Origin of the sequence: Massilia sp. Root418 (genome assembly GCF_001425265.1) — a bacterium.
GTDB lineage: Bacteria > Pseudomonadota > Gammaproteobacteria > Burkholderiales > Burkholderiaceae_D > Rugamonas.
Genome location: NZ_LMEC01000023.1, coordinates 16,867 through 28,536, shown reverse-complemented (window position 1 = coordinate 28,536; position 11,670 = coordinate 16,867). Strand labels below are relative to the sequence as shown.

Below are 11,670 nucleotides of genomic sequence, written 5' to 3'. Positions count from 1 at the left end.
AGGATTCCATCATGTCACTTCGCAGCGCCGGCACTATCGCACTGGCCGTGTCTTTCGCTTTCGCCGCACAGCATGCGGGTGCGCAGCAGAAGGCGGAGGCGGGGGCAGGGGCCGACCCCGTGGCCCACCTGGTGGGCCAGCTGGACCTGGAAAAGTACAAGGCCACCATCAAGAGCCTGACCCGCTTCGGCGACCGCCGCCAGGGCACGGAACGCAACCGCCAGGCGCTGGACTGGATCGAGGCGCAGCTCAAGTCCTACGGCTGCAGCAACACCGAGCGCCTGCAGTACCAGTTCACGGAACCGGCCGTGCGCGGCAAGCCTGCCGTGCAGGCGGGCGGCGGCGCGGGCGGGCCGCCGGGGCAAGGCGGCAGCACGCTGTTCGGCAGGCGCGCCCCCATCGGGGTGAACACCGATCCCATGCTGCAGCCGGACGAGCGCCTGCGCGCGCTCAACGCGGAACAGACTCCGCAGGGCACGTCGCTGCGCGAGAACGTATATTGCACCAAGATAGGCGCCACGCATCCGGAGGAGATGTATATCGTCAGCGCGCACATGGACGGCATCGGCTTCGGCGAAGCGGCCAATGACGACGGCTCGGGCACCGCGCTGGTGATGGAGCTGGCGCGCATCTTCAGCGCGCCCGGCGTGGAGACGGAGCGATCCATCCGCTTCGTCCTGTGGAACAACGAGGAGACGGGCCTGAACGGCGCCAGCGCCTACGTGGCGCAGCGCCAGCACTTGCAGTGCATCGAGTCGCCGCCGGGATCGGGCAGGTACCCCGAGCCGAAGTGGCTGGGCATGATCCAGCACGACATGATGCTGTTCGATCACGGCATGCCGGTGCCCAAGCTCGATGCGGCAGGCAAGCCGGTGCTGGACGCCAAGGGCCAGCCGGTGTACACGGCGCCCAGGGAGCAGCGCGCCGAGGCGGACGTGAACATTGAGTACCAGGCGCAGTCGAAACAGGCCGACGGTTCGGCCAGGCTGGCCTGGGCTTTCCGCGCCGCGAACGACAAGTACGCCACGCACTACCCTGCCGCCGTGGGCTTCCACATGACCAATACCGACTCCACGCCGTTCATGGACCTGGTGCCGTCCATCTCCCTGCGCGAAAACGAACGCGGGCAACAAATCGGCGCCGGGTGGAATCCGCACTGGCACCAGCCCACCGATTTGTACGCCAATTATTCGGACCAGGATTTCCTGCTGGGCCTGAACGCGGCGCAGACCACGCTGGCCGGCGTGGCGCAACTGGCTGGTGCGCGTGTCAAGAAAAAGTGAAGAAAAAGCGGGTCCGGAATCACGCTGTTGCAATCATGCCATTTGGAAAATGTTGACACTTAAATCTGCTAGTATGCAGGCCACCCAGTCAACCCCCATCCACAGGATTGCACATGCGCAGTACACCGCAAGCGGCCGGCCACGAGACCGTCCTTGAAGACGGCAAGCCCATCGTCACCACCACGGACCTGAAGGGCCGCCTGACCTACGCCAACTCCACCTTTACCGACGCCAGCGGCTACGCGGACGAGGCCCTGGCGGGACGGGTGCAAAATACGCTCTACCACCCTGACATGCCGGGCGAGGTGGACGAGGACATGTGGCGCACCGTGCTGTCCGGCGAGCCGTGGCGCGGCCTGGTGAAGTATGCCCGCCGGGACGGCGGCTATTTCTGGTGCATCGCGAACGTGACGCCGGTGATCGAAAAAGGCAAGACCACCGGCTTCATGTCGGTGTGCACCAAGCCCAAACGCGAACAGATCGCGCAGGCGGAGCAGCTGTACCGCAGCGTCCGTGGCGGCAACCCGGATGGCGTGCGCATCGTGCGTGGCGCGGCCGCGGCGCGCGGCTGGAAAAAAGTGCGCAACGCCCTGCGCGACATCACGCTGGCGCAGCGCCTGGCGCTGTGCTTCGGCAGCATGACGCTGCTGGCGCTGGCAATGGCGGCGCATGCCGTGCTGCCCTACGGCGCGGGCGTCTTGCACGCGCAGGCGCTGCTGCTGGCGCTACTGGCACTGTATGGCTGGCGCAATCTGCACCAGGCGGTGGTGGCGCCGATCAAGGCCAGCATCAGCGCTACCCGCATCCTGGCCGGCGGCGACCTGACCACCCGCATGGCGGTGGACCGCCACGACGAACTGGGCCAGCTGCAAGCCTTCATCCGCCAGCTGAACCTGAACCTGGCTTCCATCCTCGTGGACATCCGTGGCAACTTCGCGCTCACGCGCAGCACCACCACCCAGGTGCGTGCTGCCAATGCCGACCTGTCGGCGCGCACCGAGGCGCAGGCCGCCAACCTGGAGCAGACCTCGGCCAATATGGGCCATATCACCGGCACCGTGGGCCAGACCGCCGACAACGTGAACGCCGCCAGCGGCGTGGCAAGCGAAGCAACCGCGCTGGCCGAACGCACAGGCGTGGCCGTGGCGCAGGTGGTGGCGGCCATGAACGACATCAGCGCCTCTTCGCGCCAGATCGTGGACATCATCAGCCTGATCGACGGCATCGCCTTCCAGACCAATATCCTGTCGCTCAACGCGGCGGTGGAAGCGGCGCGCGCCGGCGAGAGCGGGCGCGGCTTCGCGGTGGTGGCGGGCGAAGTGCGCAGCCTGGCCCAGCGCAGCGCGGCGGCGGCCAAGGACATCAAGGCGTTGATCGACGCCTCGGCCGGCAAGATCGCCACCGGCGCGGACATGGCCGGCAACGCCGGCAAGGACATGGATGCGGTGATCGCCGCCATCGGCCGCGTGGCCGGCATCATGGGCGACATCAGCCACGCCACGCGCGAGCAGAGCACCGGCATTGGCCAGATCAAGGACGCCATCGTGCAGCTGGACGAGGTGACGCACCAGAACGCGCAGATGGTGGAGGAAGCATCGGCCGCGACGGCCGTGCTGGACACCCAGACGCAGGCAGTGGCCAAGGCGCTGGAGGTGTTCAAGCTGCCGCCTCAGGCGCAGGAACGCAAGCAGCATCAGCATCAGCAGATGCTGCAGCGGCCCGCCCAGGCGGGCCTGCGCCGCGCCGCTTAGTCCGGGCTCTCGACCGTGTAGCCCTTGGCTTTCAGCGCGGCCAGGTAGCCGTCCGGCTTGAGGATGTCGGCCAGGCGCAGGGTGGCGAAGGTGGTGGTGTTGGCGGCCAGCGCTTTCTCGGCAGAGTCCAGCCAGGCGGCCTGGATGCGCTCTTTCACGTCCTGGTAGCCGGGACGGTTCCTGGTGAATTCGGCCGTCATCACGGCGTCGCGGCACTCGGTATCATGGTCCGGGTAGGTCAGCTTCTGGATCGCTTCCAGGTCGCCCTTGGCCCACGCATTGGCGCGCACACGCATGGCGTCGATGTCGCTTTCCAGGCGCTCCAGCGTTTTCGCAAAACAGGCCGTGTCGGCCAGCGGCGATTTTTTAAACTCCTTCAGCATGGCGGACGCGTCGTCGGTCGGCAGCGCGATGCCGGTCCTGACGACCTTGATGTTGTGCCGCTTGACCATGCCGTGGATCTGGCTCTCCACCTGGTGGCCCTGGGCCAGGCCGGCCTGCTGCAGGCCGGCGCGGTACAGCGTTTCGGCGGCAAAGATGGGACGCTCGCGCTCGACGCCGTCGTCATCGCCCAGGTATTTGGCCTTCAGCGGCAGCCAGCGTGCGTACACGTCGGCGGGCAGCACGTCTTTCAGCGTGGCGCCGTCCGGGTTCTTCTTCACGCCGATCAGCTTGGGCAGCAGCGTCAGGCCGCGGAAGAAGCCCACGCTCGCCAGCGCGCCCGGCGGCGCCAGGTATTCCTGCGACTGGGCCAGGACGTTTTCCACCTGCTGCGAACGCCATTCCATCTTTTGCGGCAACGGCGAGTAGGAGCCGAACACCCACAGCACGTGGCCGTCCTTGCTGACCTTCCACAGGCCCGGTCCCGGCTTCTGCCCCACCACCAGGATCTTTTCCGGGACAGCCACACTCTCGGCCGCAACGGCTTCGGCGGCCGGTGCAGACGCAGGCGCAGGCGCCTCGGTTTGCGCCCAGGCGGACGCCACGGGAACGAGCAGACACAGCACCGGCAGAACTTGTTTCAGCATGGCACGTCCTTTCAATAAAAGAGGTCCAAGGTTACTATTCTTCTATTTGTGCAGTGGCAATTTTTCAGGATGTTACAAATATGCCTAGACCGTTCCCCGGCCTGAGCGCGGCCCTGCTGGCCGCCGCGATAGCGCTGCCCGCCGCCGCGCAGGACCAGCCTGATTACCAGCGCACCGGCGTGGCCGACAACATGCCGGTGTTCCAGCAGGCGCTGAAGGCCAGGCTGACCTTCCCCATGGCCTGGTCGCCGCAGGTAAAGGACTTGCCGGCCTGGCGCAGCGCCGGGCGCGACAAGCTGTGGGAACTCACCCTGCAGGCACCGGACAACACGCCCTTCCAGCCGCAAGTGATCGCCGAAACGGACCGGGGCAGCTATGTGGCGCGCCAAGTGGTGTTCAACCTGAGCGCGGAGAGCCGCGTGCGCGCGCTGATGCTGGTGCCGAAAGGCGCTGGCCCCTTCCCCGCCGCGCTGATACTGCACGACCATGGCGGCAAATTCGACATCGGCAAGGAAAAAGCCATCCAGCCCTGGGGCGATACGCCGCAGGACGCGGCGCGGCTGGCGTCTTCGCAAGCGTGGGCGGACAAGCATTTCTCGGGCCGCTATCCGGGCGATGCGCTGGCCCGGCGCGGCTACGCGGTGCTGGCGGTGGACGCGCTGGGCTGGGGCGACCGCGGGCCGCTGACGGGCGACGCGCAGCAGGCGCTGGCGGCCAATGCCTTCAACCTGGGCAGCTCGCTGGCCGGCATCATGGCGGCGGAGGATGCGCGCGCGGCCGCTTTCCTGGCTGCGCAGCCGCAGGTGGACAAACGCAGGGTGGCGGCAATCGGTTTTTCGATGGGGGCGTTCCGCGCCTGGCAGGTGGCGGCGCTGTCGGACGCGGTGACGGCCGTGGTGGCGGCAAACTGGATGGCCACCACCGAGGGCTTGATGGTGCCGGGGAATAACCAGCTGCGCGGCAGTTCGGCGTGGAATATGCTGCATCCGGGGCTGCTGCGCTACATGGATTTCCCGGACGTGGCCAGCTTGGCGGCGCCCAAGCCGGCGCTGTTTTTCGCGGGCGAGGCCGACAGGCTGTTCCCGGCGGCGTCGGTGCGCACGGCGTTCGGCAAGATGGAGAAGGTGTGGCGCGCCTGGGGTGCGCAGGACCGTTTTGAGGCGCGCATGCTGCCGGGCGGGCATGTGTTTCCGCAGCAGGAGCAGGATGCGGCGTTTGACTGGCTGGAGCGGCAGTTCGGCGGGTTACGCGCTGCGCGCTAACCCGCCCTACGAGAGGCATCCTGGCCCGTAGGGCGGGTTAGCGCGTAGCGCGTAACCCGCCGGAGCCGCAAGAGCCCCGGCAGCCGCAGCCTAAGCTGGCGCCGGCAGCAGCTCCACGCGTTCGCGCAGCTGCGCCAGCTGCGGCGGGTCCATGCGGCCGGCGGCGTTCTGCAGATACCGCGTGGCCGCATCGACGCCGCCGCGTTCGGCCATCGACAGCCATAGCCAGGCCTGCGCCATGTCCGCCTCCGTGCCCTGCCCGCTGTAGTACATCAGGCCCACATTGAACTGCGCACGCGCATGGCCCTGTTCGGCTGCCTTGCGATACCAGGCCAGCGCCTCGGCATAGTCGCGCAGCACGCCGTGCCCAGTGTCGTAGCGCAGCGCCAGCGCGAACTGCGCCAGTGCGTGGCCCTGCTCGGCCGCCTTGCGATACCAGGCGCCGGCCTGCACGCTGTCCGGCGCCGGGCTGTCGTCGCTGTCGAGCAGCTGGCCCAGGCTGTACTGCGCGGCCGCGTATTCCTGCTCGGCCGCCTTGCGGTACCAGGCGATGGCCTTGCGCCCGTCCTGCGGCACGCCGCGTCCGGTTTCATAGCGCAGGCCCAAGTCGAACTGTGCGCGCAAGTGGCCCTGGTCGGCCGCCTTGCGGTACCAGAACACGGCTTCCTGCGTGTCCTGCGCCACGCCGTGGCCATTGTCGTACAGCAGGCCCAGATGGTATTGCGCGGCCGCGTAGCCTTGCTCCGCGGCGGTGCGGTACCAGTGCTGCGCCTGTTCGTAATCCTGCGCCACACCTTGGCCATGGTCGTAGCGCAGGCCGAGATTGTTCTGCGCGGCCGCGTGACCCAGCGCCGCCGCCTTGCGGTACCAGTGCAGCGCCTTCTGCTCGTCGCGCGGGACCTGCCCGCCGCCGTTGTCGTAGATCAGGCCCAGGTTGAACTGCGAGCTGGCGTGGTCCTGCTCGGCCGCGCAGCGATACCACTGGATGGCCTGCTGGCTGTCCTGCGGCACGCCGTCGCCCTTGTCGTAGCGCAGCGCCAGGTTGAATTGCGCCGGGGCGTAGCCCTGTTTGGCGGCCTTGCGGTACCAGGACATGGCCTGGTGCACATCCTTGGCCACGCCCTGCCCGTTGTCGTAGCGCAGGCCGAGGTTGAACTGGGCGCGCGCGTAGCCCTGCTCGGCCGCCTTGCGGTACCAGGCGATGGCTTGCCTGAAGTCCTGCGGCACGCCCTTGCCGGTGTCGTACATCATGCCCAGGTTGTTCTGCGCGCCCGCGTCGCCCTGCTCGGCGGCCTTGCTGAACCAGTGCATGGCCTGCTGCGTGTCCTGCTGCACGCCCTGCCCCTTTGCATACATCCAGCCCAGGTTGTACTGCGCGGCCGCGTAGCCCTGCTCGGCCGCCAGCTGATACCAGCGCGCCGCCTCGGCCAGGTCCTGCTTCAAGCCCTGGCCCTTCTGGCACATCACGCCCAGGTTGTACTGCGCGTGTTCCAGGCCGGCGTTGGCGGCTTGGCGATACCAGGCCACGGCCAGCTCGTAGCTCTGCGCCACGCCCTGGCCGTTGAAGTACATGAAGCCCAGGCTGTGCTGGGCGTTGGCCACGCCGCGCTCGGCCAGGTCCTTCACGCGCAGGTATTCGGCGGTGTAGTTTTCCGGCCCGTTGCCGGCGCCCGGGGCGTGCGCTTCCGAAGCCGAAAATTTCTGCATGGCCGGTCCCGCCGCGTCAGGCCTGGAAGGCGGCGATGACCGGCGCCGCGTGCAGCGCCGGCGCGTCGGCGCGCGCCTGCTCCGGCGACTGCTGCTGCAGCACGCCGATGAAGCTGGTGAGCGAAATCGGCCGGTGGTACAGATAGCCCTGCATGGTGGTGCAGCCGTTGGCCTGCAGGTAGCGCGCCTGGGTCTCGGTCTCCACGCCTTCCGCCACCAGGTGCAGGCCCAGCCCGCGCGCGATCGAGATGATGGCCAGGATCACCGGATAGTGGCCCTGCTCGTCGTGGATCTCCTTGACGAAGCTCTGGTCGATCTTGATGGTGTGGATGGGGAAGCGGTGCAGATAGGACAGCGACGAATAGCCGGTGCCGAAGTCGTCGATCGCCACCGACACGCCCAGCTGGCACAGCTTGTTGAGCTGTTCGATTGCGTACAGCGGATTGCGGATGCAGATGTTCTCGGTGATTTCCACCTCGATCTGCGCCGGCGAAATGCCGTAGCGCGTGAGCGCGCCGCGCATCTTCTCGAAGAAGTCGCCCCGGTCCAGGTATTGCGGCGACAGGTTCAGCGACAGGCGGATCGCCTCGCCGCCGGCCGCGTTCCATTGCAGCAGGTCGCGGCACAGCGCGCCCAGCATCCAGTCCGAGATCGGCAGCATCAGGCCGTTCTCTTCGGCGAAGGGCAGGAACTCGCCTGCCGACAGCAGGCCGCGCTGCGGATGGTTCCAGCGCATCAGCCCCTCGGCGCCGATGATGCGGCCGGTGGCCACGTCGATCTGCGGCTGGTAGTACATTTCCAGCTCGTTCTGCTCCAGCGCGCGGCGCAGCGCCTGCTCCAGCGCGATCTTCTGGTGCGACATGTCCAGCATGGAGTTGTGATAGAAGCTGTGGCCGTTCTTCCCCAGCGCCTTCACCTGGTACATGGCGATGTCCGCGTGGCGCAGCAGCTCGTCGATGCTCTCGCCGTCGCTCGGGTAGACCGCGATGCCGATCGAGGCCGAGATGTGCACCTGGTGGCCGTCCAGGTCGAACGGCTTTTGCAGGCTTTCCAGGAATTTTTCCGCGATCACCTTGGCGTCGGTGCGGTCGCGCAGCTCCGGCAGCACGATGGTGAATTCGTCGCCGCCCTGGCGCGCCAGCGTGTCGCCCTTGCGCAGGCATTCCTTCAGGCGCAGCGCGGCCTGCTGCAGCAGCTCGTCGCCCTTGACGTGGCCCAGCGTGTCGTTGACCAGCTTGAAGCGGTCCAGGTCCACGAACATCACGGCCAGCTCGGTGAGCTTGCGCTTGGCCTGGATCACGGCCAGGCCGAGACGGTCCTTGAACAGCATGCGGTTGGGCAGGTCTGTCAGGATGTCGTGGTAGGCCTGGTAGGAGATCACTTCCTCGGCGCGCTTGCGGTCCGTGATGTCGCGCGCCACGCCGTAGATGCCGTAATGCTCCTGGCGCGACTGGTCCTGCACGTGCACGCCGATGGCGTTCATGGGCATGGTCAGCAGGGTGTTGCTGAAGGTGCGCTCGATGCCGTTGCCCTTGCACTTCAGGCGCAGCTCGACGTTGCGCGAAGCGCGCTCCTCCACCCGGCGGCTCTCGCCGCGGCGCTCATCCACGCGGCGTTCGTTGAATACATAGCGCGCGCGCTCCAGGTCCTCGTCGTGGATCAGCACCGAGTAGTGCCGGCCCAGCAGCTCTTCGCGCGTGAAGCCCAGCAGCTGGTAGGCGCGGTCGTTTACGAAGGTAAACTGGCCGTCCTGGTTCAGGGTGTAGATGATGTCCGGCGAGCTGTCCACCAGGTTGCGGTACATGCGCTCGGAGGTTTCCAGGCGCTCGGCGATGCGCTCGTTGTCCACCGCCAGGCGGCGCTGCGCCAGCGCGTTCTCCACGGTCTTGAGCAGCTCTTCGCGGCTGTAGGGCTTGCGCAGGTAGTCGTAGGCGCCGCGCTTGAGGGCGCCGATCGCGGCCTCGATGCCGACGTCGCCGCTCATCACGATCACGTCGCTGTCGATGCCCCTGCCGTTCATGAAGTCCATGATTTCATGGCCGCTCATGTCGGGCAGGCGCAGGTCCAGCAGCACCAGGTCGAATTTCACCTTGGTCAGCTGGGCCAGGGCTTCGCTGCCGCAGGTGGCGGTCACCAGCTGGTAGTCGCGGTCGCGCAGCAGTTCATACAGGGAGGACAGCAGGCGCGGCTCGTCGTCCACCAGGAGCAGGCGGGGACAAAAATCGCCCGCCAGGGGTACGGCGGCGGTTGCACTTGTTGCGTCGGTTGCCAGATGCGGGGTTTGGGCGTTGGCAGCGTTTATCATACAGAATCCATCGCCCGCGTTTGCGCGCCGGCGGTGAGGGTGGTGCCGGCCCGTACGGGCAGCAAAATTTCAAAAGTGGTGCCGGCTTTGCCGCTGCGGCAGGTGATCATGCCGTCCAGCTTCTTCACCAGGCTGTGGACGATGGACAAGCCCAGTCCGTGGTGCTTGCCTTCCTTGTTGCTGCGCACCGGCGTAAACAGGTTGGCCAGCACCTCGGCCGACAGGCCGGGGCCATTGTCGCCGATCACCAGCTCCAGGTACAGCTGGCGCTCGCGGTTCACATGGCCGCGGTTGGCGATCTCGATCTTGCCGCCGTCCGGCAGCGCCTCGACCGCGTTCTTGACCAGGTTGACCAGGATCTGCTTGAGGATGTCGGCGTCGCCCTCGATCTCGGCCGGCTCGTCCTGCATGCGCACCAGGATCTGCACCGAGGCCGGCACGAAGTCGGTGGCGCGGAACAGGCGCAGCACGTCGTCCACCACGCGCGCGACGTCGGTGACGCGGTTGCCGTCGGACGGCTGCAGGTCGGCCAGGCCGTTGATCAGGGAGCCGACGCGGTCGATCTCTTCGTTCAGGATGGACATCTCGCCCACCACCGGCTCGCGCCGCGCCAGCTTGGAGTCCAGCACCGACAGGTAGTTCTTGATGATGGACAGCGGGTTGTTCACCTCGTGCACCACGCGCCGCGAGGCCTCGCGGTATTCCTCGGCCACGTGGGCGATCTGGCGCCGCGCGTGGCCGCGTTCGGAGAGCTGGGTTTCCAGCGCGGCGGCGGCCTGGTTGCCGAAGGCCTGCAGGAAGCGCTCGCGCTTGTGATACGAGGGCAGCTGCCAGGCGGCCGCGCCGCCCACCAGCACGCCCAGGCAGCGCTGCCCGGCCACCATGGGCACGCACACCATGCTCTCGGTGCCGAGCATGCGGAACAGCTGCTCTTCCGAGATGCCGACCGGCGCCGCGCCCTGTCCGGCCTTGCTCAGGTAGGCCACGCGGCGTTCGCGCGCGGCGTCCGCCACGGTGCCGCCCTTGGCCAGCGGGATGGAGAATTCGGCCAGGCGCTGTTGCTGCTCGCCGGCCGCCATGCCCACCAGGGCGTGGCCGGTGGGGTTCTCCAGCAGGATCACGGTGTTGTCGAAGTCGAACAGGATGCGCGCCGAGCGCGTCATCGCTTCCAGCATGCCGGTCTCGCCGGTCTGGCGCGCGAAGGTCTGGCCCATTTCCGATACCAGCACCATGTTGCGCACTTCCTCGGACAGGCGCTGCTGCACCGGGTCCACCGGCGGCGGCGGCGCGTAGGCGGCCGGGGCCACGATGTCGTCCGCGCCGGCCAGCTCGATGCCGAGGTAGGCGGCCGATTTCTCCACCTGGCGCGCGGCCGCGTGGCAGATCACGTGCAGCGCGTCGCTGTCGATGGCGCACAGGCCGGCGGCCGCTTCGATGGCGTCGTCCTCGTCCTCGTGGGAGCACAGCAGGTGCGCCAGGCGCACGATGCGGATCAGGGGGTGCGCCGCTTCCAGGCGCGCCACCGGCTCGTGGTGGTACAGCACGGAATCGGCCAGGAAGGAGTCCAGGTTCCAGCGCTCGATCAGCCAGGCGCCCGCTTCGGAGTGCGTGATCTGCAGGGTGCGCTGCTCCACCGCGCACAGGTCCTCGTCGTCGCGCGCGGTGAAGTTGAACGCGTATTCCTTGGGCGCGGTGGCCAGCAAGGCCAGGCGGCCCACGTTGTGCAGCAGGCCGGCCAGGTAGGCCTCCTCCACGTGCGGGTAGTCGAGCTGCTTGGCGATGTCGCGCGCGATGACGGCGGTGGTCAGCGAGCCTTTCCAGAAGCTGCGCAGGTCGGTGCTGCCGGAATGGGGGAAGCTGTTAAAGGTCTGGAACACGGACTCGCTGATGACCAGCGTCTTGATCATGTCCGTGCCGAGCGACACCAGCGACTGTTCCAGGCCGACCGCGCGGTTGTTGCGGTGGTAGGCGGAGCTGTTGGCGACCGACAGGATCTTGCTGGTCATGCCGGCGTCCTTGGCGATCAGCGCGGCCAGCTCCGGCATGCCGGCGTCGTCGGCCTGCAAGTGCTCGATCAACTTGATGAGTATCTGCGGCATGGCCGGCAGACGGGCAATCAGCAAGCGATTGCGAATATCATGGTCTGATTGATGCATCGTATCACGCATTGCCGCCAAGGAACTTCATCGAGGGAATAAGGGCGCTCAACGGCAAGGCGCCACTGCATTAATATTTAACCAACTGTAGAAACTGTAGAAAAATCAGGCACTCAGAAAGCGATAGTAGCATAAACAACTTAGATAACTTATCGGCAAGATAAATTTCCTCCTAAAC

Annotated in this window: 7 protein-coding genes; 3 read left to right on the top strand and 4 right to left on the bottom strand. The window is 67.1% G+C overall.

Features of this window, described 5'->3' with window-relative positions; all coding sequences use genetic code 11:
• The first annotated feature begins 11 nt into the window (after positions 1-11).
• A complete protein-coding gene (locus tag ASC94_RS23610) occupies positions 12-1,283 on the top strand; it encodes a M28 family peptidase (protein WP_056401655.1) in 1,272 nt (423 codons plus the stop codon).
• Positions 1,284-1,396: 113 nt separating this feature from the next.
• Positions 1,397-3,034, top strand: coding sequence for a methyl-accepting chemotaxis protein (locus ASC94_RS23605; protein ID WP_056401651.1), 1,638 nt, complete (start codon positions 1,397-1,399; stop codon positions 3,032-3,034).
• On the opposite strand, the gene ASC94_RS23600 is transcribed toward ASC94_RS23605, so the two are convergent.
• A complete protein-coding gene (locus ASC94_RS23600; protein WP_056401648.1) occupies positions 3,031-4,062 on the bottom strand; it encodes a TraB/GumN family protein in 1,032 nt (343 codons plus the stop codon). The genes ASC94_RS23605 and ASC94_RS23600 overlap by 4 nt on opposite strands.
• Before the next feature lie 80 nt (positions 4,063-4,142).
• On the opposite strand from ASC94_RS23600, the gene ASC94_RS23595 reads away from it, so the two are divergent.
• Positions 4,143-5,324 (top strand): dienelactone hydrolase family protein, encoded by a 1,182-nt coding sequence (locus tag ASC94_RS23595; protein ID WP_056401646.1) that lies wholly within the window; start codon positions 4,143-4,145, stop codon positions 5,322-5,324.
• Between the two features lie 90 nt (positions 5,325-5,414).
• Here the strand turns inward: ASC94_RS23595 and ASC94_RS23590 are convergent, their stop codons facing one another.
• The 3 genes from ASC94_RS23590 to ASC94_RS23580 are packed head-to-tail and all read right to left on the bottom strand — an operon-like array spanning position 5,415 to position 11,492.
• Positions 5,415-7,031, bottom strand: a complete 1,617-nt coding sequence (locus ASC94_RS23590; RefSeq protein WP_056401639.1) for a tetratricopeptide repeat protein — start codon at positions 7,029-7,031, stop codon at positions 5,415-5,417.
• A gap of 16 nt (positions 7,032-7,047) precedes the next feature.
• Positions 7,048-9,336, bottom strand: a complete 2,289-nt coding sequence (locus ASC94_RS23585; RefSeq protein WP_082616793.1) for an EAL domain-containing protein — start codon at positions 9,334-9,336, stop codon at positions 7,048-7,050.
• Positions 9,333-11,492, bottom strand: coding sequence for an HDOD domain-containing protein (locus tag ASC94_RS23580; RefSeq protein ID WP_056401637.1), 2,160 nt, complete (start codon positions 11,490-11,492; stop codon positions 9,333-9,335). Before ASC94_RS23580 ends, ASC94_RS23585 begins: the two co-directional genes overlap by 4 nt.
• Positions 11,493-11,670: the final 178 nt, after the last annotated feature.